The sequence below is a fragment of the Streptomyces sp. NPDC054834 genome, from assembly GCF_053611185.1.
In genome coordinates this window covers 42,139-63,306 of sequence record NZ_JBSGZV010000054.1, presented here as the reverse complement: position 1 = coordinate 63,306, position 21,168 = coordinate 42,139, and the positions used below count along the sequence as shown (strand labels likewise).

20 protein-coding genes and 1 pseudogene are annotated in these 21,168 nt (G+C 69.0%); 5 read left to right on the top strand and 16 right to left on the bottom strand.

Annotation, left to right across the window (positions count from 1 at the left end):
- Positions 1–76: 76 nt before the first annotated feature.
- The 10 genes from ACWGJM_RS42175 to ACWGJM_RS42130 all read right to left on the bottom strand — a co-directional run bounded on the left by ACWGJM_RS42175 (position 77) and on the right by ACWGJM_RS42130 (position 10,475).
- Positions 77–256 carry a hypothetical protein gene (locus ACWGJM_RS42175; RefSeq protein WP_453417059.1) on the bottom strand — a complete coding sequence of 60 codons (180 nt, stop codon included), beginning with the start codon at positions 254–256 and terminating at the stop codon, positions 77–79.
- Entirely contained in the window at positions 253–699 is a 447-nt protein-coding gene (locus ACWGJM_RS42170) for a hypothetical protein (RefSeq protein WP_453417058.1), read from the bottom strand. The genes ACWGJM_RS42175 and ACWGJM_RS42170 overlap by 4 nt, the downstream gene beginning before the upstream one ends.
- 536 nt (positions 700–1,235) lie before the next feature.
- On the bottom strand, positions 1,236–1,754 hold the full coding sequence (locus ACWGJM_RS42165) for a hypothetical protein (protein ID WP_453417057.1): 519 nt from the start codon (positions 1,752–1,754) through the stop codon (positions 1,236–1,238).
- A complete protein-coding gene (locus ACWGJM_RS42160) occupies positions 1,747–3,477 on the bottom strand; it encodes a type IV secretory system conjugative DNA transfer family protein (protein ID WP_453417056.1) in 1,731 nt (576 codons plus the stop codon). Before ACWGJM_RS42160 ends, ACWGJM_RS42165 begins: the two co-directional genes overlap by 8 nt.
- Entirely contained in the window at positions 3,478–4,869 is a 1,392-nt protein-coding gene (locus ACWGJM_RS42155; RefSeq protein ID WP_453417061.1) for a type VI secretion protein, read from the bottom strand.
- A 164-nt stretch (positions 4,870–5,033) separates the two neighbouring features.
- Complete coding sequence (locus tag ACWGJM_RS42150) at positions 5,034–6,563, bottom strand: SCO6880 family protein (protein WP_453417055.1); 1,530 nt, start codon at positions 6,561–6,563, stop codon at positions 5,034–5,036.
- A 3-nt stretch (positions 6,564–6,566) separates the two neighbouring features.
- The gene (locus ACWGJM_RS42145) at positions 6,567–8,483 is read right to left on the bottom strand and encodes a hypothetical protein (RefSeq protein ID WP_453417054.1); all 1,917 of its coding nucleotides are present in this window, start codon (positions 8,481–8,483) and stop codon (positions 6,567–6,569) included.
- Entirely contained in the window at positions 8,473–9,237 is a 765-nt protein-coding gene (locus tag ACWGJM_RS42140; RefSeq protein WP_453417053.1) for a hypothetical protein, read from the bottom strand. Before ACWGJM_RS42140 ends, ACWGJM_RS42145 begins: the two co-directional genes overlap by 11 nt.
- Positions 9,238–9,247: 10 nt before the next feature.
- The gene (locus ACWGJM_RS42135; RefSeq protein WP_453417052.1) at positions 9,248–9,577 is read right to left on the bottom strand and encodes a hypothetical protein; all 330 of its coding nucleotides are present in this window, start codon (positions 9,575–9,577) and stop codon (positions 9,248–9,250) included.
- Positions 9,578–9,590: 13 nt separating this feature from the next.
- Positions 9,591–10,475, bottom strand: coding sequence for a hypothetical protein (locus ACWGJM_RS42130; RefSeq protein WP_453417051.1), 885 nt, complete (start codon positions 10,473–10,475; stop codon positions 9,591–9,593).
- A gap of 255 nt (positions 10,476–10,730) precedes the next feature.
- Here ACWGJM_RS42130 and ACWGJM_RS42125 point away from each other — a divergent pair, with 255 nt between their 5' ends.
- From ACWGJM_RS42125 to ACWGJM_RS42115, 3 genes are all read left to right on the top strand, one after another.
- On the top strand, positions 10,731–11,825 hold the full coding sequence (locus ACWGJM_RS42125) for a C40 family peptidase (protein WP_453417050.1): 1,095 nt from the start codon (positions 10,731–10,733) through the stop codon (positions 11,823–11,825).
- A 29-nt stretch (positions 11,826–11,854) separates the two neighbouring features.
- Complete coding sequence (locus ACWGJM_RS42120; protein ID WP_453417049.1) at positions 11,855–12,412, top strand: hypothetical protein; 558 nt, start codon at positions 11,855–11,857, stop codon at positions 12,410–12,412.
- Between the two features lie 193 nt (positions 12,413–12,605).
- Positions 12,606–13,157 carry an AAA family ATPase gene (locus ACWGJM_RS42115; RefSeq protein WP_453417060.1) on the top strand — a complete coding sequence of 184 codons (552 nt, stop codon included), beginning with the start codon at positions 12,606–12,608 and terminating at the stop codon, positions 13,155–13,157.
- 94 nt (positions 13,158–13,251) lie between these two features.
- On the opposite strand, the gene ACWGJM_RS42110 is transcribed toward ACWGJM_RS42115, so the two are convergent.
- The 4 genes and pseudogenes from ACWGJM_RS42110 to ACWGJM_RS42095 all read right to left on the bottom strand — a co-directional run.
- Entirely contained in the window at positions 13,252–14,673 is a 1,422-nt protein-coding gene (locus tag ACWGJM_RS42110; RefSeq protein ID WP_453417048.1) for a hypothetical protein, read from the bottom strand.
- A 124-nt stretch (positions 14,674–14,797) separates the two neighbouring features.
- Positions 14,798–15,085, bottom strand: a complete 288-nt coding sequence (locus tag ACWGJM_RS42105; RefSeq protein ID WP_453417047.1) for an AAA family ATPase — start codon at positions 15,083–15,085, stop codon at positions 14,798–14,800.
- 188 nt (positions 15,086–15,273) lie between these two features.
- Positions 15,274–16,473: a pentapeptide repeat-containing protein gene (locus ACWGJM_RS42100; RefSeq protein ID WP_453417046.1), complete on the bottom strand. Its 1,200-nt coding sequence runs from the start codon at positions 16,471–16,473 to the stop codon at positions 15,274–15,276.
- 151 nt (positions 16,474–16,624) lie between these two features.
- Positions 16,625–16,858, bottom strand: a pseudogene (locus tag ACWGJM_RS42095) (DUF4913 domain-containing protein); the annotation flags it as partial.
- 157 nt (positions 16,859–17,015) lie between these two features.
- Between ACWGJM_RS42095 and ACWGJM_RS42090 the strand changes: the two are divergent.
- Both ACWGJM_RS42090 and ACWGJM_RS42085 read left to right on the top strand, forming a co-directional pair.
- Positions 17,016–17,720 carry a hypothetical protein gene (locus ACWGJM_RS42090; RefSeq protein ID WP_453417045.1) on the top strand — a complete coding sequence of 235 codons (705 nt, stop codon included), beginning with the start codon at positions 17,016–17,018 and terminating at the stop codon, positions 17,718–17,720.
- Between the two features lie 29 nt (positions 17,721–17,749).
- A complete protein-coding gene (locus tag ACWGJM_RS42085) occupies positions 17,750–18,472 on the top strand; it encodes a hypothetical protein (protein WP_453417044.1) in 723 nt (240 codons plus the stop codon).
- 1,265 nt (positions 18,473–19,737) lie between these two features.
- Here the strand turns inward: ACWGJM_RS42085 and ACWGJM_RS42080 are convergent.
- Entirely contained in the window at positions 19,738–20,262 is a 525-nt protein-coding gene (locus ACWGJM_RS42080) for a hypothetical protein (protein WP_453417043.1), read from the bottom strand.
- 546 nt (positions 20,263–20,808) lie between these two features.
- A complete protein-coding gene (locus ACWGJM_RS42075; protein ID WP_453417042.1) occupies positions 20,809–21,093 on the bottom strand; it encodes a hypothetical protein in 285 nt (94 codons plus the stop codon).
- Between the last annotated feature and the right edge of the window lie 75 nt (positions 21,094–21,168).

Here is a 21,168-nt window from a genome sequence, read left to right as displayed (position 1 = left end):
GTTGAACGGCAGGTCGATCACGCGCATCCCCCGTCGATCATGTGCCCCCGATTCGCACACTTGCCTGCTGTCAACATTAGCGGTCACCGGTCGGCGGTGCCGGGTCGGTATCGACCCCGAGCAGGGCGGCCAGGCCCTCGGTGAGCAGGACGTACTCCGTGGCGGCCCGCCCGGGGGCGTGCTGCCAGTCGAGGCGGGTGTCCGGCACGCGCTGGCTGGACGGACGCGCGGCCTGCAACGGGGTGGGGGAGGTCAAGACGGCTCCTTCCCGTCGAGAGTGGTGATGCGGTGGAAGGCCTCCCGGAAGGCAGGCAGGTGTTCGGCGGCCATCTCATAGCGGATGGCACGCTGCCACGAAGGGTTGTCTGGGTCATACAGCGGGCCGATGGGCTCGGGAGTGCCCTCCGGCCACCAGTCGTTGCGCACGCCGCGCGGTACAGCGCGGGACAGGGCGATGGCCGGACCGTTCAGCTTGGCGAAGCGCTCGCGCAACAGGTCCGCGTCGATCGAGCCGTCGGCATCGACGACCATGCGGGCGAAGGCCCGGGCGTTCGCGGGCAGCGAGCGCAGGTAGCGCTCGGCCCGGTCGGCGGTCCACTCGGTGCCGGCGGTCAGCGTCAAGTCATCGCGATGCTCGGCGATGAGCGCGAGGAACTGCCGCTCGAACTCGGGTGAAGCGCCCTCGATGGTGAGCTTCACCAACACCACCCGCGCATTCTTACCTCGCTCTCCTTGTTCTGCATGTCTCCGACTATGCCGACAGGCATCAGCTCCGTCAATGTAGAACGAGGAGAAATAGGCAAGAATTCTATATGGGCGTCGCCCAGAGCCAGCCACCGAAGACGACGGCCCTTCCGCCCGGCCAACCAGCGTTAGCCCCGTTGGGTCCAATGGGGGGCGACACGGGTCAGCGTGACTGGCCCTGCTGCCGGACCTGGTCGGTCGTCGGTTGGGGGGCGAATGCCGATGCGCGTGGAAGACGCCCCACTGGTAGCGTCCGACGTCGGGGTAGTGCATTCGGGCGACGACCAGGGCCTCACCGACCAGCTCGACCTCGCTCGCGCGCTCTTCCCGTCGCTAGACGGTGGACCGGCGGTTGGTGGCCTCGTCCTTCGTCTCGGTGATCCGGAAGCGGTCCCCCTCTTCAAGGCGCCAGTGGCGTCGCACGTCTTCCGGTGTCGCGAATCGATCCCCCATGCGCCTCTCCCCGTGCTACCTGCTGCGGGGCCGCTGGCTCACAGCGGCGGGTCCAGCTCGGCGGCCATCCGCCGCACCTCGGCCTCGGCCGGGTGCACCGCCGGGTCGGTGGTGTCGGTGGAGGTGGCCAGGTACAACTCCCACTCCTCGTCGGCCTGGGGGTTCGGTGGAGGCGGCAGAGGCGGCTCCTGGTGGCCGCCGACACAGGCGGGCAGCTTCATGTGCGGCTTGAACGCGTGCACCGTGTTGATCCACTCGGCCTCGGCGAGTTCGCGCCCCGGGGTCTTCTCACCCTCGTAGGTACGCAGCCAGCCCAGGTACAGGGCGGTGAGCATCTCCCGCACCCACCGGTGGCGATACCAGCAGGGCGGGATCTCGTTGTGCAGCTCGGCGGTGTGGCGCAGCCATTCCACCCAGGTGCGCAGCTCGCGTAGCCGGGCACGGCGCTCGGGCGGGGACATGGCCGCCCACACCCAGCGGCGCGGCTGCGGCGATGTGGCCGACGCCGGCGGGCCGGCGGGCCACAGGGCGGCCGGGTTGCCGAGGGAGTCAGCCACGGCCCGCCCTTCCCACCGCAGGTGCCGCTGCCTTGTTCAGGCTCAGCGGCCCGTTTTCGGCGGTCGGCTGTGGGGCCGCCAGCAGCCGTTTGAGGTCCTTGTCGCGGAAGGTGAGCCGCATCTTCACCTTGATCGGCGCCTTGTTGGAGTACTGGGCGATGGCGGTGAAGTCGTCCAGCTGCTGCAGGGAATGTACGGGCGCGAGATCGGTCTCGGTGGGAGTGGTGTTGGTGGACACCTCGCCGCGCGAGCGGCCGGTCGACGTCCTGCCCACCTCGGTGCGGCCGTAGAGGCCGGAGAAGTAGCGCAGGGTCTCCAGGTCGCCGCACCCGGGCAGCAGCATGCGCAGACCGCTGGCGGACAGCACGGTGTTGGCCTTCTGTACGCCGAGCCGGTCGCGCAGCTGGGACAGGTCGTGCCACACGGTGAGTACCACGATGCCCATGCCGCGGCCGGTGGTGAGGATGTTGGGCAGGCGGGGGTAGCGCAGCATGTTGCCCGCCTCGTCGACGAGCACGCCGAGCCCGGGGTCGAGGGGCTTGCCGGTGGTGTTGTAGGCGACCTCGGCGCCGTGGATGATCGAGGCGATGATCGAGGTCAGCAGCGGGGCGAACCGTTCGGCGTCGGCCTCGGAGGCGATCAGGCACACGGTGCCGTTCTTGGTCAGCAGGTCCTCGACGGTGAAGTCGGTGCCGGCGCAAGTCTCGCGAACCTCTTCGTCGGCGTAGACGCGTGCGAGGACATTGAGGCTGAACTGGATGGAGCCGATGCCGTCTTCGTGCAGGCGGAGCCACGGGGAGGCGTAGTCGTCGGCGACCTCGTTGTAGCCGTGCTGCTGCAGCACGGAGCGGACGTGGTCGACGGCGTCCTTGCCGAGGGACAGCCAGCGGCGCATGGCGTTGATGCCGCCGCCGGAGAGGTTGGCGGCCAGCAGGACGCCCTTGAGGACGCTCTTGGCCTGGTCGACCCAGGGGGCGGCGCGCTTGTCGTCGCTGGAGGCGGAGGCCTCGGCCATCCAGGCGGCCATGCGGTCGGCGGCCTTGGCGTCGGTGCAGTACTCCACCGGGGACCACTTGTTGGTCTCCCGTCCCGGGATCCCGGCCGGGGCGATCACCCAGACCGGGCCCAGGGCGCGGCGGCGGGCGTACATGATGTCGAGGTCGGCGGCCTTGGTGGTGGTCACCACCAGCGGGCCCTGCCATTCGGCGGCGTTGGGCAGCACCAGACCGGTGGTCTTGGAGGAGCCGGGCACCCCGAACACCGTGGCGCTGATGTTGGGCTGGGCGGCCACGATCTTCTTGGTGTTCATGCCCCGGCCGGCGGTGATGCGGTTGGCCCGCAGCTTCGGGTCCTGCGGGGCCTTGAGGTTGCGTTCGACTTTCGCACCGCCCCACTGGGCGCCACCGGTGTGGCCGCCGAAGTTCAGCTTGGTGACGGCCTTGAGCAGCAGCACGAAGAACGTCAGCACCAGCACCACGGTCAGCAGGTAGAACAGCCAGGCGGGCGGGGCGGGAGAGAACACCGCGCCGGGGCCGTTGACCAGGGCGCGCAGCACGGTTTCAGGGACGCTGGCCGTCGCGTGGGCCCAGCCTCGGCCGGACAGCAGGGCGGCGAGCGGGGCGGCCAGCAGCACTGCCCCGCCCAGCGCCACGGCGAGGCCTGCGGCGTAGGCGGCAAGCAGGGTGTTGTCGTCGAGCCCGCCGTCGGCGGGTTTCCCGGCCACCTAGATCACCATCTTCTCGTCGGTCTCGAAGAGCTGTTCCTCGGTGTGGGAGAGCATCAGCTGCACGGCGTGGCTACCGCCGCCGCGGCTGACCTTCCACAGCGCGCGGCCGCGCTGTCCAGCCCCCCAGGAGCCGATCAGGTCACATTCCGCATCGGTCAGGCCGATCGCCTCGCGGGTCAGCCGCAGCGGGCGGGTGTCCTGGGCGAGCTGGATGCGGGTCTCGCAGGAGCTGATGAGGTCCTTGGCGATGTTGACGGCCTCGGATCCCGCGGCGCCGACGCCCTCAAAGTCGCTCAGACGGTGGGTGGCAAGGACCTGAATGGTACCGGTCGCGCGGGACAGCCGCAGGTCGGCGTCGATCTTCTTGACCTGGGAGGCGCCGCCGGACCGCATCTGCCGCCACAGCTCGTCGCGCACCACGATCCACGGCCGGCTGCCGGGCCGGTCGATCGCCGCCTGAGCCCAGCTGGAGACACATGTGAGCACCATGGCCACCGTCTCGTCGCCGTACTGCTCGAGGGCGGAGATGTCGACACTCTGGATCGGCGCGTCCCAGTCCAGGCCGATGCTGGTCTGATCGTCGAAGAGACCGGTCACGTGCCCGTTGACCATGGCGCCGAGGGCGGAACGAATGGATTCCATCTGCTCGCGCGCCCGCTGTACCTCGCCGTCGCGCACCCGCAGCTCGGTGGCCATGGCGTCGGTCGGGTCGCGCAGTTTGTCGTAGACGAGCGGCAGTGTGGGCGTCTCCAGCCGGGTCTGCCCGTGCAGTTCGCCGGTGACCTCACGCACCGCGACGTCGAGGGCCTCTTCCTCCTGCGGCAGCAGGGTGCGGCGCAGCTGCAGCTCCAACAGCGCCTTGAGCAGGGTCAGCCGACGGCGGTGGATCTCCCTCAGCCTGTCCCGCAGCTCACCTGGGTCCTTGATCTTGTCCAGGCCCTGGCCGAGCGGTCCGGCGTCCAGCGGGTTGACGCGGCCGGGCAGCCCGGGGCCGAGCCGTACCGGCTCCACCCCCAGGTGGCGGCACAAAGCGGCGTACTCGCCCTTGACGTCGCCGGCGATGAGGGTGCGATGCCCGAACGCCATCAGCCGGAAGCACAGGGCCTTGATGTGCGCGGACTTACCGGAACCGGGAATGCCGGTGATCATCACGTTGGGGTTGGTGCACAGCCCCTCCTTGACCCACACCGCCGGGTGCGCGGAGAACGCCTCGGTGGTCAGGGTGTTCTGCCCGATGTACGCGCCCACGGGCGGGAGGGAGGCGGCGTGCAGGAATGGGTAGGCACCCGCGGAGTTGGCGGTGTCGGCGCGCACGACTTCCACCTTGGGCAGTGAGGCCGCGCGGCCCGCGTACGGATGCGCCCAGCCCTTCTTCGGGGCGATCCGCATGACCGTGTCGGGGTCTTCGAGCAGCCGTGCGCGACGCTGGTCGCGGGTGCTCGGTGCGGGCGGCACCGCCTCGACCGGCAGTTCGGCCGGGACGGCGGCCTGGCCGAACGCGGACTCCTTCAACGCCGTGTCGCCGGCGTCGCGGCGTTTGAACAGCAGTGGCATCAGAATCCGATCCTCCGGTCCGGCAGCCCCTGCCCCAGCGGCAGCGCGGCGGCCGCGAAGCCGACGTCCTGGGCGCCCCACATGCGGCGCAGCTCCAGCCCGGAGGCGGCCGCGTCCGCCTGCAGCTCGGCGCAGGCGGTCTCGAGTTCGCCGAGGTCGGTGACGGTGACGGCGAGGAGCGCGGTCAGCCGCACCACGCCTTGTCCGGATGCGCGGGCGACGTCCTGCGCCCTGGCCTTCTGCGATTCGAGCAGCTCGTCGGCGGACTCGTCCTGGCCGGTCTTAGCGCGCAGCTTGCGGGCGGACTCCCGCCTGGCCTTCTCGCGGGCGAGGTCCTGGCGTGCCCGGCGCGGCCCGATCGGCTCGTAAACGATGCTCAAGCTCCGCCGGGCGTTCTGCCGGGGCCTGAGCAGCGGCTGCAGGAACGTGGCGTAGACGTCCGCCTGCGGCCAGGTCCGCACCTGGTAGGAGACGGTCCACGCACCGTCATGGCGGTAGGTGCCCCAGTCGGTCTCGGCATATGCCGGGCCCGCCAGCTCCGATGCCACGCCGGGCTCCAGGCCCTGCCAATCCGGCGCCTGGGCGGCGGCGTTGCGGGTGGCGAGCATCAGCTGCGCCTCCGGGTCGTAGGCGGTGCGTATCACCTGGGCCAGGGTCCGGGGAGCGAGCCACTCGACGACCTGCAGGCTCGCCGAGGACAGGGCGCTGTGCATGGCGTGCAGCTCGCGTACCAGAACCGCGGCTGCGCCGACCTGACCGCCGCCGGCGCCCTTGATGGCCAGCCGGGCCTTGGCCGCGGACAGGGTGACCGAAAGGTAGGTCTCGCGGGTGGTAGCGGCCGGACCCGCGCCCTCCATCAGCTCCGTGAGCGCGGCGACGGCTTCCCTCGGAGCGTCAGGCGCGAGGTGCCGGTCGGTCCACGAGCGCAGCGCAGCGCCGTCGTCGGGCAGGCAGCGCTGGTGCACGGCGATCCGGACGATCGGCGAGTCCTCGGTGCAGAAGCTGCGCAGGAAGCCAGCCCAGGCGGCAACCCGCGCGGTCTGCCGGTCGCTGTCGATGAGCGCCAGGCCGGGGAAGGTGATCCGGGCGACTGCGGTGTAGGTGTTCGCGACCGGATCGTGGGAGACGCCCAGAGTGCCGCCGAGGCCGTCCGGGGCCTCCAGGAAACGCAGCCGGGCCAGCACTCCGGGCAGGTCCATCGGCTGCTGCCCGGTCGTTTTGGAGCGGGGGGCGAAGGCCCCTGACTGGAAGATGTTGCGCCTGGTGGCCACGTTGATCTGATGCCTTACTGCGAGAAGGATCCATTCGTCGGCGCTCAGGCCCAGCACCCGCCCGAAGGCGAGGACGAACAGCACGGCGGCCAGCGGCACGCAGATGAACGCGGCGGTCCAGCTGCCCAGGTTGAGTGGAGTGAGCAGCAGCACGCAGCCGCCAACGACGAGGGCGAACCCGGTTCCGGACAGTCGGCCCATGAACCCGCTGCGTTCGGACTGCCATCCTCCGTAGGTGACGGGAGTGGAGCTGGACATGGGCTATCCCTCCCTCGGCGAGGAGATGTCGGTGTTGGGCGGTCCCGTGATCACCGGTGAGTTGTCCGGGCGCGGCTGCGGTGCGCGCTCCTGGGCGGTGGGCGGCAGGTTCGCGGTATCAGGACCGCGCGGCGGGATGACCACGTGGCGGCCGCCGGGGGACGCGGAGTCGAGGCCGGCGTGCGCGGCGGTGTTGGCCATACCGGACTCGAGCGTGTCCTTGCCCATGGCCATGACTTGCAGGCCCAAGCCGAGCGGACCGGCCACACGGGTCCCGAGACGGCCGCCAGGCCCCTTCAGACGGGCCTTGAGCGACTCGTTGGTCCAAAAGCCCCCGCCGCCCTGGGCGTTGGTTCCGCTCGCCTGGGTCTGGGCGTTGTCCCGCTCCAAGGCCCGGGTGTAGGCGGGGCCTCCGCCGACTGCGCCCGCCCCGCCGAGCTGGGGCCGGTAGCCGCCGCCCATCGAGGCGGCCGACGAGCCGAGCGAGCTGATGAGTCCGCCCGCCGTGGCGGCTCCGGCGCCCAGTGAGGAAAAGGTCATGAACTTGGCGATGGCGGGCCAGCAGAAGCATGCCATCAGGAAGATGACCAGTCCGACGAGCATGTTCTGCACGCCCGACCCCTGCTCGATCGCGAAGAAGCCGATCGCGAAACAGAACGTGATCATGGGCTTCATCAGGATGAGCGCGAGCAGCGCGTCCCTGGCCTTGGGCCACCAGTCCTTCGTCGCGTCCGACATCTGCCCGACCAGCACGATCGGCATGGTGGACACGATGATCATGATTCCGGCCTGGCGCAGCAGCATCTCGACCCACAGGGCGCCGATCGCCAGGATGCAGATGATGCCGATGACGATGACCACACCGACCGCCGACGCGGCCATTCCGTCCCCGGTGATCAGTGCACCGGCGGCGGTCGAGGAACCCCCACCACCGAAGATCAAGCCGCCGAACATCTTCCCGAACTGGGCCTTCATGGCGTCCGCCGGTGAACCGTGGATCTTGCCACCGCCCGCGAAGGAGTAACTGATGATCCAGTTGGACAGTGAGTCCGACAGCTGCAGGGTGGTCGTGGTGACCGTCCAGTAGGCGGAGGAGATGACTGCCCACTTGGCCAGGCCGGACAGGGCGGTCGCCGCCGGAGCGCCCTGGTGGCTGATCGATACCTTCCCGAACTGCAGGAGCAGCAGGAAGACGGCGAGCACGATGGACAGGGCAGTCGCGATCCCCATCGGCTGGCTGATGCCGGTGGAGTTCAGGTTGATGACCGACGTCTTGCTGAACAGGTCGGCGAACTGCTGCAGGAGCCAGACCACGGCGTTGCCGATGTATTGGGCGGCCTCCTCCAGCGCGTCCCGGGCTACCTGGGAGAGCTTCTTGCCGATCCACTTGGAGAAGCTCGTGCCGATGGCCCCGTACTCCTTGGTCGCCAGGGTCTGGCAGTCGGCAAAGGTTTGGCCCTTGTCGACACACTTGGTCATGAAGTCGTTGAGCGTGTCGTAGTCGGACCTGCTGAGGTCGCCCCGCTGAACGGCGGCGATGGCGCTCTTGCGCCACTTCTTCAGCTTCTCCGTCTCGACCTTGTGGGATTCCTTCTCGGAACAGCCCGACTGCACCGGGCCGCCCTCGCACGTCTCGCTGGTGCCCGGGATTTCACCGGCCTCCGGCGGGCGGCAGATGTTGGGGTCACCGATCGCATCGAGGTCGCAGTAGTTCCCCTGCTTGTCGATGCCACAGGTACCACCGCCGGTGAAGTCGACCGGGCACACCTTGCCGCTGTCCGGCCCATAGCCGAGGTGGTATTTCGGGTCATCCGCGGCCCTCGCCATGGGGGCACTACTCAGGCCGGAGCCGACACAACCCAGCAGGACGGCCAGCACGACGACCAGTCGGGCGAGCGTGTGCCGGTGCTCAACCCGCATGCTGCACCTGCCGCCAGCCCGCCCGGAAGCTCAGGTTCGAGTTCGGGAGGTACGGAGTCGGGGTCGCAAGCTGCTTCGCGTACTTGGGCTCGTTCGTGATCTTCCAGGCGCCGTCCTGCCACTTCAGGATCAGATGCGTGTCCTGGTCCTTGAACGGGTCGGTGTCCGGGCTTCCGTCCGCCTTCGTCGCGTACCGGTCGTAGTTGAGCCAGACCTGGAGGATCTTGCCGGTGTGGTCGAGCGAGTTGCACACGGCGGCGTTCACGTTGGTGGTGAAGGTGATCCCGGCGGGGGTCCCGCCGGACGGCGGGAGGCCGGCGTCCTCGCGCAGCTTGCGCACCTCGGACACCTGCTGGTCCACGTAGCTCGGATCGTCCTTGGACACGATCGCGTCCAGCTGTTGGCGGGCCTTCTGGTCGTCCAGGAAGGCGAACTCCTCCCAGAAGTACACGGCGGTGCTGATCGCACCTTTGGCACTGAAGGAAAAGCCGGTGCTCAGTCCGTCCTTCTGGCCGGTGGGCTTGTCGAGGACGATCGGCTTGACCTTTGCGGGTGTGTATCCCTCATAGCCGTCCTTGCCGGACGGAGTGGGCTTGGCCGACGGCTCCCCCGACGGCGACGATTTGGCGGACGGCTTGTCGTCTCCGCCGATCAGGGTCGCCGCGGTGATGCCCCCGCCGACCAGGGCGCCGACCACCAGAACGCCGATCGCGGCGAGCGTGAGCCGGGCCCTGGTGGTCTTGTTGTCGCTCACCACGGGAACCTCACTTGGTCATGTTGTAGAAGGTGCCGACGAGTGCCGCGGTGACGCCGATCCCGCCGGCGCCGAACAGGCTCCAGAGAATGGCCTGCTTGCCGCGTGCGGCCAGAGCGGCGCGCTCGCTGTTGTGGCCGACGGCGACGGCGGCCCAGCCGAGGAGTCCGCCGAGTACGGCGCCGGCGAGACCGAGTCCTGCGGTCCAGTTGAGGATCGTCTGTACGGGCTTGTTGACGTCGTCGGGGATCGACGGGGTGACTCCGGGGACGGGACCGGCGAGGTTCTGCCAGTGAGGGTCCGTGGTGACGGTGTGCAGGGTGGTCAGGATCTGGCTCATGTCCGATTCCTCGTCAACGGGCGGGTACTGCGGGCGGGAGCGGAGCCGGCTGCGGCGCCTCCGGCAAGGGCTCGCCCCATGTGGTGTGTGCTGCGGCGAGAACGGCCCCGGTGAGCTGTGCGGCCGCCTGACGGGTGCGCGTGCGCAGACGGGCGGCCATCAGCCCGTAAGCGCGGATGTGCGGGTCATAGGGCAGGTGGACCACAGCGGCGGTGCGGGCGGTGAGCATGGTGGCCCCGGCTCGCACGGGGGCCGGTGGGCGGCCGTCGCCGGTGGCGACCAGGACGACGACCGTGCGATTGAGCGGCAGACCCTCGGCGTGCAGCGCCATCACGGCCTGCTGCAGGGCCTGGATGCCGTCAGCCGTTGCAGCCGTGCACACTACGGGCACCGTGTAGGGCAGGCCGTACCAGCCGCGTGTCAGGCCTAACTCGCCGGCGCAGCGGGAGGCGAGGATGTCGTGGGCGAGCGGGTGCACGGTGTCGGCGACGACCGCCTGCCATCCGCCGATGGCGGCCAGCTGGTACCACGCGGCCGGCGGCTCGGGCAGCGTGAGCGGCTGCGCGTGCCACTCCCGTCCGTCCGCCAGCACCTGCCACCGGGCGCCGTTGATCCCGGCAGCGGTCGCGCACGCCTCCTGCAGTGCTGTGCGGGTCAGAGGCTGATCGGGTGACAGCGTGGCCAGCCCGTCCGCGCCTTGCTCGGCGACCCGTGCCGGCCACGGCGACGACAGGCGCGGTGCCAGGTCGAGCAGCACAGTGGGCCCGCTGACGGCGAGTCCGGCGGCCAACAGGCTCGCTGCGGTGCTGCGTCCGCTGCCACCGGTGGCAGCCATCACCGGAACGACCAGCCGCGCCCCCGCGGGCAGTACCGGAGCGGCGACAGGCTGTTTGCCCACTATTACCCCCGTACGTTCCATTTAGCGTTTGCGCGGGCTAATCACGCGCACGCCGCCATGACCGACATCCCCATCTGGAACCTTACATGCGCAACTAGCGTGTCCAACAAGGGAGTTTCACCCGTCCCATTGATGTGCGGCGATGGCGTACTGTCACACATCATCACGCGTGTATTCGGACACCGGTTCCCATGCCGGAGGTCGAGTTTCAGATTTGAGGGTGCAAATCTGAATGCGGGTCAGGAGGGGGACCGCATGAAGGGGAAGACGGGGGCGAAGTGGCTGCTGACCCTGGGGCTCGGGTTCGTCATGACCCCCGTGGCGCTCGGCCTGGGCCTGGTGCTGCTGATCGCCACGTTCTCCGACGACAACGGCAACGTCGCCAACCCGATCGGCGGCCTGCGCATCGGTGGCAAGGACGGGGTGCCGCCGCAGTATGCCCCGCTCATCATGCAGGCGGCCTCCGACTGCCCTGGCCTGTCACCGGGCGTGCTGGCGGCCCAGCTCATGCAGGAGAGCGGCTTCAACCCGAACCCGCCCCCGAGCGGCGCCGGCGCTCAGGGCATCGCCCAGTTCATACCCGGCACCTGGCAGACCTGGGGGGTCGACGGCAACGGGGACGGCAAGAAGGACGTGCTCGATCCCGAGGACGCCATCCCGGCGCAGGGCAGATTCATGTGCGCCCTGCTCAAGAAGGCCAAGCAGCATCCCGACTACAACGGGGCCCCGATCGAGCTGGCGCTGGCCGGCTACAACGCCGGTTTCCAGCGCGTCATCGAGTTCCGCGGGGTACCGCCGCGCAGCTTCGCCGGCGGGCAGACGTACGACTACGTGCAGAACATCATGGCCATGTCGGTCCGGTTCTCCGCGCCCGCGGCGAGCGCGGACGGCACGCTCCCGGCCGGGTACGAACTGCCCGACGGCACCCCCCAGCAGGTCCGCGTCGCGGTGGCCTGGGCCCTGAAACAGCGCGGCGGCGAGTACCACCTCGGCGGCGACTGCACCGACGCCCTCGGCCACGACCCCGCCCATCGGTGCGACTGCTCCTCATTGGTGCAGCAGGCCTACAAGGCGGCCGGCGTCGACATCCCACGCGTCACCTACGACCAGGTCAACGTCGGAAAGCAGGTCGGCATCGACCAACCCAAGCCCGGTGACCTCGTCTTCAATCCGGGCTCCGACGGCTCCGACGCCAATCCCGGGCACGTGGCCATGTACATCGGCGACGGCCTACTGATCGAGGCGCCGCGTACCGGGTTGAAAGTCCGAATCGTCACGTACAGCAGCTGGCGCAACTCCACCAGCTACATGACCCGCATCACCGAGGTCCGCCGTGTGGTGGACTGGTGACGCTCGCACCACGACAGGGGAGATCGTCCATGTCCGAGCCGCTCTACCGACCCTGGGGCACCGTGACACCGGAGTTCTGGACCGCATCCGCCACCGGCACCGACGGTGTCCGGCAGGGCTTGGCCCCCGAGACGCTGCGGGCCCGCCTCGTCAAGGTCGCGGAGGTCGCCCAGGGCGGCCGCATGGACGACGCGGCCGCGCTCGCCGCCCAGCTCGACCAGGACGTCACCGCCGAGTACGGCGAGGTCCACCTGCACACCGTCCAGGTGCGCGAAGTCCGGGGTTACCTCGCCGCCCTGATGGCCGATCACGCCACAGGACTGGCCTGGTACCTGCACGCCGTACAACTCCGGGTCACCATCCAGGGCCCCGGGCATCCGGACGTCGAGGAGGCCACCCGCCGCGCCTACAGCCTGTGGCGGGCCATGCCCCCGGAGGCCGACCGGCAGCGACTGGGCAACGAGCTGCTGACGATCGCCACCGACATCCACGGCGCCGACTCGCCCGTCGTGCGCCGCGTCCGTGAGCGCCTGTATTCCCTCGCCCTGCCCTCCGCCAAGACGCCGGCGCAGCTGAACAGCGCCTGATTCCGCGTCGCCCCGCTGGCCGTTGGCTTCGACAACGGCAGCTGGCTCTGCTCGGCAGCGGGTCTCGGCCCCACTTAGCGATCTTTCGGACCTTCTCTGGCAGTGGAAATTGGCCCCACCCCCACCGCGCGGCATGCTGATCCAACATGTTGGGCCCGACGCGGGGGCATGGCAACGGGGTGAGAGGATCGCGTTGATTGTCTGGGTGAACGGTGCGTTCGGCAGCGGGAAGACCACGCTGGTGGACGAGTTACGTCCGCGCTGGCCCGAGGTGTTGGTCTATGACCCGGAGATGGTCGGCTATGTGCTGCGGGAGATCGTGGAGGTGCCGACCGGCGACTTCCAGGATCTTCGGCTGTGGCGACGTCAGGTCGCCGACCTGGCGGTGGGACTTGTCGAGGAGTATCGCCGTCCGGTCCTGGCCCCCATGACCTTGGTCAACCCTCGCTATGTCGGTGAGATCTTCGGCGCGTTGAAGGATGAGGGCATAGACGTCCATCACTTCTTCCTCAAGGTCTCGCAAGAGGTTCTGGAGCAGAGGATCGACGGCCGGAGCTTCACCCCGGACAACCCTGAGCAGGACGAGAAGGTTCGGCGCTGGTGCAAGGAGAGGATCGAGCGGTGTATGGCCGCGGCCGACACCTTGCCCAGCGGCACGGTTTTCCTGGACGGCGAGCTGACCCCGCAGGAGTTGGCCGACCAGGTGCTGGCCCATGTCCGAGCCGACGGAACATCCGGAGTGTGACCGCGGCGGTGGTGGCGGCGGTCAGCCGCTGTCAGAGCCAGGCCGTCCCGGCTCGTGCACCCTGGAGTCAGCCGACGCGGGCGGTGCGCGCCCGTCAGGCCCGCGAACAGGCCCAGCGCCAGCTTCCGCAGCAGCGCCCGAGGGGCGGAATTTTGGCGCTCAGCTCGACGGCCTCATGCCGGGCCTGCTGGGCCTCTTCGGCGCGGGCGGTGTCGATCTGCGTGGCCAGGGTGGGCAGGTGGGCGTGCATCGCGGCGAGCTGCTGCCGCAGGGCCGTCGGGTCGGCGGGGGTCTCGCCGAGCGCGCCCTGGGCGCCGAAGGCCTCGGTGTAGGGGGAGGTGCGCAACGTCTGCCAGGCCTGTTGCCGGGTGGTGGTGGCCGCACGTTCGGCGCGCTGCTGCTCGTCGTAGGCGTCGGCCATCTGCCGCGTGTACTGGGCGAGCAGGACCTGCTGTTCGGCGCGGGAGGTACCGGCCAGCCGCAGGGCGATCCGGCTGCGGCCGGCGGCTGCCTCGATGCGCTCCTTGATGCCCTTGGCCTGCTCTGCCACGGTCGCGGCGCGGCGGGCGATGCCGGTCTCCTGCTGGGCCTTTGCGGCCAGCTGGTCGGCCGCGGCGAGGACGGCGGCCGCGGCCTGCGCAATGCGCTGTCCGGCGCAGGGTTGTTCGGCCGCGGCGGCCGCCAGTTCACGGGCCTGGCGGGTCTGTTCGTCGGCAGCGTGCTCGGTGGAGGCGGCCGCGCGCAGGGCCTTGGCGAGCCGTGCCTCCAGCTGTCCGGAGGCCAGAGCCCCGTACGGACGGACGTCGCGGTCGCTCCAGGCGGGGAAGTCGGGTTCGCCGGCGGCGGGCGCCGGCGGGGCCACGGGCTCGGGGATGGCGCGCAGCTGGTCGCTGACCATGGCGTCGGCGCGGTCCTGACGCAGCAGCGCGGTGTACGCCTGCAGGGCGCGCTCGAGGAGTTCGGCCTCGTCGCGGGGATCACCGAGCCGGGCGCGGGTTTCGGGGTCCTCGAGGGCCGCGGCGGGCAGCCACAGGTGGTTGGCCTCCTTGGCGCGGGTGATGCCGGGGTAGAGGGCGTACGCGTTCGCGCCCAGCCCGTAGACGAGGGCGGTGTCGGTGGTCAGGCCCTGGGACGAGGCGATGGTCATCGCGTAGCCCAGGGAGAGGGCGCCGGCGGTGATCTGGCCGGGGGTCAGCCAGGCCTGGGTGGTGTGGGCCGTGCCGTCGGGGTTCTTGCGGCGCCAGGTGATCTGGACCCGGTGGTCGCCGGCGATGTCGGTGACCACGGCGCGGTAGCCGTTGAGGACGTCGGGGCCGGTGCCGCGGCGCGAGCGGTAGTCGTTGGTGCGCACCCGGACGACGTCGCCGACGCTAAGGGTGAGGTGGTCGCCGCCGGGCAGGGCGTAGCGGTGGCTGCGGCCGAGTTCGCCGGCCGCCCGGCGCAGGGCCTGCGCTCCGGCGTTCAGCAGGGCCGCGTCACTGTTGCGGGCGGCCAGCACGACGAGGTTGTCGAGCATGTCGTACGCGTCGCTGTAGCGGGCGCGTTCCTCGTTCCAGGCGGTGAGGATGCCGCGGTGAGCGTGGTCGGCGCTGTCGGTGGCGTGGATGCGTCCGCGGTCGGCCAGCAGGTTCAGAGCCTGCTCACGGGCGCCGGTGCGCCAGACTGGCCCGGTCGTCCGTCATCGCGGCCTCGTCCAGGACCAGGACGTCGATGCCGGTCAGGCCGGTGCCGTCGTGGATGCGCTGCAGCCAGGCTGCGACGGTGCGGGAGGGGATGCCGGAGCCCTCGTACAGGTTCTGCGCGGCGACCGTGGAAAGGGAGGCACCGGCGTAGGTCAGGCCGGTCGCGTCCCAGCCGATCCGGCAGGCCTCCGGCCGTGAGCGGCCCGGTCCGGCGGGGATGGGGCGGCGGCGTACTGGCTCCGCCACCGCGAGCGTATGGCACGCCTGCGGATCACTGCCGCAGAAGCACGCCCCGCCCCCTCACGACCGTGAAATGATCATCACATACAGCCCGGTTGGCCGTGCGAGCTGCCCGCGACCAGCTCAGCATGGCCGACGCGTCCGTATCGAGTGAGACGGCAAGTGAGTTGCGGCTCTGGCTCAAGTCCTGTGAATTAACCAGACACGCGGCGGTTCTCTTCCTCTTCAACAGCGATGATTCGCGCCCTGACATCATCATTTGCCGCAAGGTATTCCGGCAGATGGGTAGAGCGCCGCGGTCGGGCCGAAACCACTTGGGCGGCCGTCAGATTTGGAGACGCCAGCTCAAGGTGGGTTTCATTTAGCTCTGCCCCGTCCATGTGAGCGCCGAACAGATACGCCCACAGGTAGGCGTCGGTCAGATCCGCGCCCTGAAGGTGGGCGCCGTACATGCCCGCACCGTCAAGGCGGGCACCGCCGGTCAGATGTGCGCCCTCAAGGTGGACGCCGTTCATGGCTGCATGCTCCAGGTGGGCGCCGGTCAGATCCGCGCCCTCAAGGCGAGTCTGTACCAGCGTGGCCCACTCCAGGTGAGCCTTGATCAGGGACGCCCCCTTAAGGCGAGCTTCGACTAGCGTCGCCCGTTCAAGGCGAGCGTTGGCCAGGTTCACCCCTTCAAGGCGCGCATTATCGAGGTTTGCTCGGCGTAGATCCGTCCAAGCCAGGTTGATGTGGAAAGGCTCGTCACGTCCCTCTGGCCGGCGGCCGAGCACGGTCAATGCTGCCTGGACTGGTTCGGTCGGTCGGTGCGGTTCCCAGAGATCCCGTTCGGTATAGGTTTCGCGCTGCGCTGGCGTGACCGGCGTTCCGGCGCGCAAGTTCCGGCGAGCGCGTCGCAAGCGGTGCCGAGTTGAAGGGGGGAGTGAGGCTGGTGCGTGTTCGCGTACGAACGCAGCGAGGACCTCAACGATGGTGACGTGGTCCTTTTCTGAGTCGCGCATGATGCGTTCCAACGCGTAGATGCCGCCGAGTTGCTGAACCGGCTCGTCGGAGGCGATCTGAGTGACCGCTTGGGTATACCGGTCGGTGTACTGCCCCTCCCGGGTCAGCTCCGCCTGCTCGTCGTCCCTCTCTCGGGTGTGCTGCAGGGTACGGTGGGTGTAGAGAATGCCGACCGCGGCCAGGCCGCCTGCGCCGATGGCCAGCAGGCTGGTGCGCACCCCGGTCACGGTGGTCGCCACCGGCAGCGGGAGATCGTTGTTGAGGTAAATCTTGTCCATTTGCCAGGGCACTTGCCACATGGCAACCCCCGCCAGGGCGATCCCCACAAGTACTGCCATGCCGTACAACAACGTCACGCGGACCTGGCTGCGCTGCTGTCTTGACTTCTGCATGCGGTTCAGAACAGCGCGTTGCTGCCCAAAAGGCAGGATGGCTCAGCGCCAGGCGTGACAAGACCACCCGCACGGAGTGGCGGAGTCTTGATGGCGATAGGGATGCCGCTTCCTCTCCGTCAGCTGTCTTCACGACGCCAGGCACTGGGCACTAGGTGTATTGCCCTGTGAGGTCGGGCATGCGGTGCGTGACCTGGTGCCCGTTCTTCGTGCAGCCCTGGAAGGGGCCCTTGGAGCTGCGCAGCTCGCGTACGCAGGGGTCGAAATGGTCGCGGTGCCACACGCTGGGCCCGGTGTAGCCGCAGGTGACGGGGTCGGTGAGTTCCTGCCAGGCCAGCCAGCACGCGTGCAGGCGGGCGACGGCGACGGGGTGTTCCGTCCAGAGGTGGCACCAGTGAGGAGGGCACGGAGAACGAGGGGGACACGGAAGACGAGTGGCAGTACCCGCCGTTCATCCTGCTGCTCGACTCCCCCGACGCCGGCTACCTCGCCGAACCATCCGCAGACGCCCAGTACGACGACGAGCTGCGGGCGCTGATCAAGTGGGTGGAGGGCGTCCTGGTCCCGACCGCCTGGCCGGGCCTGGCCCTCCCCGCAGCCGTCCCGGCGGCCCGCGCCGCCCAGCCGCCCCACAGCCACGCGCGGCAGGTCCTCACTGCGACGACCACCTCGCCCGCCGGCTCACCCGCGACGGCGAACCGCTTATCAGCGAGGAGATCCGCCAGGTCATCACCGGCCGCTCCCACGGCCTGCCGCTCTACCTCGACCTGTCGGTGATGCGGTTCCTCGAAATCCACCGCACCGGCCGTAGCCCCGCCCCGGCCGACTTCGACCACGACTTCCCCGCCCTGATCGCCCGCACCCTCTCCGACCTCACCGCGCCCGAGCGGCACGTACTGCGCTCTGTGTCCTTGCTCGACGCCTTCGACCTGCCGCTCGCCGCGCGAGCCGCCGGCCTGACCCACGAGGCGCCGGCACTGCGCCTGATCGAACGCCCCTTCGTCCGGCAGGACCCATTTGGCCTGTGGCCCTTCCACCTGCATGGGCTGATCCGCTCCACCGTCCGGGACGCCGACGATCACGCCGACGACCGCTGGTCTCCGCGCGACTGGCACCAGGCCGCCCAGCGGGCTGGGCGAACAGTGGACCGCCGGCACCAGCCGCGACCGCCGGCTCCTCGTGGGCTGCCTGCGTCAGGGTCTCGCCATCGCCCGGGACTACGTCCTCGACCTCGACTGGCTCACTGACGCACAATCCCGCCGCGACTACCAGCAGGTTGCCGACCAGGGCGGCCGCCTCGCCCCGGCCGCCCGCCGCGGTCTGGCCCCACGCCGCACGCCTGGCCGGCGACTTCCCCACCGCCCTCGCCGCAGCCCAGATTCTCGGCTGGGAAGGCCGCCACCAACGCGTGTTGGGCGACCTGTACTGGCTCCAAGGCCAACCCGAGCGTGCCGCCGCGGCATACCTCGCCGGACGCACCGAAGCCGAACAGCACGGCAAGGCCGGCGAGGCCGCCCACAACCAGGCCCTGCGCGCATTCGCCATCGCTCTCTACGACCCCGACCAGGCCACTGCGGAAATCGACCTTGCCTACCAGCTCCTGGCTGGCCTCAACCTGCGCGCCACCACCATCAACGTCCGCCGGGCCGAACTCATCCGCGATGCCGGCAGTGACAGCGTCGACAACCAGATCGCCACGCTGCGCACCGAACTCGATATCGCGGGCCTCGCCTCGCTGACACCCGCGATCGAGCTGGCCTGCGCCTTCCACCAGGCCGTCCTCGACGACCACACGGCACTGCACGCCACACTCGCCCGGCTACGAGAACAGACATCCGACGAAGATCACGCCTACTTCGTCGACATCGCCCAGTTCATGGCCGACCTGCCCCTCGATCAGGCATCCGGAGCCCGGTGGCTCGACGGCGAACAGCACACCCGCAGCCGCTGGCGCGGCCTGGTCATCGCCCGCCAGGCCTACCTGGACGCCAGCCGCTGAACGATCGGCGGGGGCCGTCTCCTGAAACGGGCGCCCGCCGGCACTCCACGACGGATAGATCAGCCTGGCATGCGCCTTCCCTGCGCGAGGCGGCGAGTCCACCGCACGCTACAGGGCGAGTTCACCGATCTCTGCCCTGGTGCCGCGTACGGTGGGCCCGCCGCTGCGGCCATCGGGCACGGCAGGCATCGGGGCGGCGATCAGCGACACGGAAGCCGGAGGAAGAACGGGATGACGCAGGCTGCGGGGAGCGAGCCGGACGAGCGAGTGCGGGACGCCGGTGGACGGTGCGTCTGGACGCCGCCAGCCGGGGCAGCGCGGCTGTACGCAGCTCGTGCAGCCGCCCCGCCTGTGCCGAGCAGCGCCTGCCGTCCGCGGCCGCCGGCCGCGCGGCCGCCATCGCCCACCTCAAGGCCCAACTGCGCGCCGCCCCCGTACCCAGAATCGAGGCGTACTGCGCGTGCAAGGCATCGCGCGGATCCTGGAGGGCCATGAGCGCGGTGATCTCGTTCGTCTTCGCCGGCATTTCCCGCTGGGTGAGGACGACACCGTCTATGCGGAGCGCAGACACAAGGTGGCTGCAGTTACAGCTACATAGAGCCAGACGGTCCGCCGACTCCGTCGGCGGACCGTCTGGCAAGGTTGAGGCTATGGGGGGGGATCCGGCTGGCCAACGTGACGAGACGAGACAAGTCCTGCCGGGTCGGGCGATCTGGTCCCGGCCACAGCATTGTCAGTCATGGTGGTCGGTGGCTTCGTTCGCAGGATCTCCGATTGGTCTCCAACTCGACGTTGTTCCGCCCATCTGCATCCCACCCGGCCATCCCTGAGGGAGAGGAAGCGAATATCGGTGCATGCCCGAGTCGTTTTCGAATCGGTATCCAGCCAGTACCGCGCCATCCGGTAGGGGTTCTCCAGCGAAGCGAAGGCCGAAAGGCTCGATCACGGGTGAAAGAGTGAGCTCTTGATCTGCCCCATCACTCAACTCTGCGGTCAACGACGTTACCGATGGCAATGTGCAAGCGACGACGAATGGGGGTAGATTTTCCGCCTGGCCAAACGATACAATGACTGGCCTTTCCTTGCGGTCCTGACCTCGCCGAAATCCTCCCGATGAATGCTCTTCACCGAAATGAAGGTGCAGCATTACTCCGAGTGAACCATGAAGGTGATTATCGACCCTGACTTGCCACTCCAAGCCATCGGGCCGGGCTCCCGAATGTACCTGAACTTTTTCATTCACAGGAGCCTCCGGAAATCGTTTTCTAGTTGTGGATCTCCGCACAAGGATACCCACTGATCTCGTCCCAGTAGGTACATACCTCGGTTCCGTTCGGGTAATGCCCCTTGGGCCCGTGGGCCCAGTAGTAGATTCCCGGGCCGCTGCTGTCGGAGCAGATTAGTCCGCTGTGCTTCGCGCCGTAGGTAGTTCCGTGGAGCCAGTCGCCCGTAGCGATGGTACAGCCTACGTTTCCGGCCGCCGTGCTGGTCCACTTGTCGACGGTCAACCCCGTGCCCGTGATGTCCATGCAAACCTGGTCGTCGCATGGGTGGGCGCTGGCCGGCCCCACGAGGCGCGAGTGAGCCTTGCTTTTCGTCACGGAGATCCCAGGGACAGCATCCGGATGCTCATTCAGATACTTCAGCGAGACCCAGCCAGCCGCCCCCCCGTCCACCTGGACGAATCCCTTTTCTGTGCCAGCATCGGTACTCGCGTATGCTGGACTGCCGAGGAACGCTATCGCGGCTACGGCGGTGATCCTCGTGAGGTTTCTTAACGCAGTGCGCATTCCAGTCACTCCTTCCTCTGAACCTTTCATGTGACGCTTTCACGCAGTCGCAATGGTGGTAAAGGGCGGAATGAGACACTCCGTACGACGAACGACCCCTGATTCGGCCACCAATCGTGAAGTGAGGAGAGGCAGGAGCGTGACAGGGGTCGGGCCGCGCGATGAGGAGAGCGCGGCAGAGCGCCAAGGTCGCCCCGCTTGGACGCCATCCATACATAGCGGCAGGGAGAAACGGTCCGCTACTCAGTGGGGTTTCTCGGGGTATGGGAGGTAGCCAGTGGACCACTGCCCCGCCCGGCTCTCGATCCTGTTTGCAAAGCTCACGGTCAAAGAAGAGCCTCGTCCGTGTGCTGTCGTGGCCGTGTCGTTGTCCGGATTGTGCTCGTTGGGCGGTGACGCCAATGGACGACCGTCTCAACGGCGCGCACGTCTTGGCGGTCGAACGTGCAGTTCACCGCATTGCGCCCGGCAGTGCCGACGATCGCCGCGCCTGAACCGGGGTGAAACGGACAGGGTCAAGCTGACAGGGGACACCACTCTCGGGCACTATGAGAAACGACCTGCTCTGGCCCCGCCCTGCGGCTGACCGAGCGCCCCTTCGTTCGCGAGGACTCTTTCGGCCTGTGGCCCTTCCACCTCCACGGCCTGATCCGTTCCGCCGTACGCAACGCCGACGACACCACCGATGACCGCTGGAGTGAGCGCGACTGGCAGCAGGCTGTGTAGTGCGCCTTCACCACCCTTGGCGAACAGCACAACAACTCCCCCGGGCCGGGCAGGCTGCTGCTGATTGCCTGCCTGCGCCAAGGCCTGCGCCTCGCCCGCGACCACCGCCTGAACCTCGACTGGCTCACCGCCGCCGCATGGACGTACGTAAGCGACTCCGTATGGGAACCCCTCGACCCA

Excerpts from the sequence above, each read along its gene's own strand:
- ACWGJM_RS42155 (WP_453417061.1), bottom strand. The coding sequence starts at position 4,869 with ATGCGGATCGCCCCGAAGAAGGGCTGGGCGCATCCGTACGCGGGCCGC.
- ACWGJM_RS42150 (WP_453417055.1), bottom strand. The coding sequence starts at position 6,563 with ATGTCCAGCTCCACTCCCGTCACCTACGGAGGATGGCAGTCCGAACGC.
- ACWGJM_RS42145 (WP_453417054.1), bottom strand. The coding sequence starts at position 8,483 with ATGCGGGTTGAGCACCGGCACACGCTCGCCCGACTGGTCGTCGTGCTG.
- ACWGJM_RS42135 (WP_453417052.1), bottom strand. The coding sequence starts at position 9,577 with ATGAGCCAGATCCTGACCACCCTGCACACCGTCACCACGGACCCTCAC.
- ACWGJM_RS42125 (WP_453417050.1), top strand. The coding sequence starts at position 10,731 with ATGAAGGGGAAGACGGGGGCGAAGTGGCTGCTGACCCTGGGGCTCGGG.
- ACWGJM_RS42120 (WP_453417049.1), top strand. The coding sequence starts at position 11,855 with ATGTCCGAGCCGCTCTACCGACCCTGGGGCACCGTGACACCGGAGTTC.
- ACWGJM_RS42110 (WP_453417048.1), bottom strand. The coding sequence starts at position 14,673 with ATGCTCGACAACCTCGTCGTGCTGGCCGCCCGCAACAGTGACGCGGCC.
- ACWGJM_RS42100 (WP_453417046.1), bottom strand. The coding sequence starts at position 16,473 with ATGCAGAAGTCAAGACAGCAGCGCAGCCAGGTCCGCGTGACGTTGTTG.
- ACWGJM_RS42080 (WP_453417043.1), bottom strand. The coding sequence starts at position 20,262 with ATGCGCACTGCGTTAAGAAACCTCACGAGGATCACCGCCGTAGCCGCG.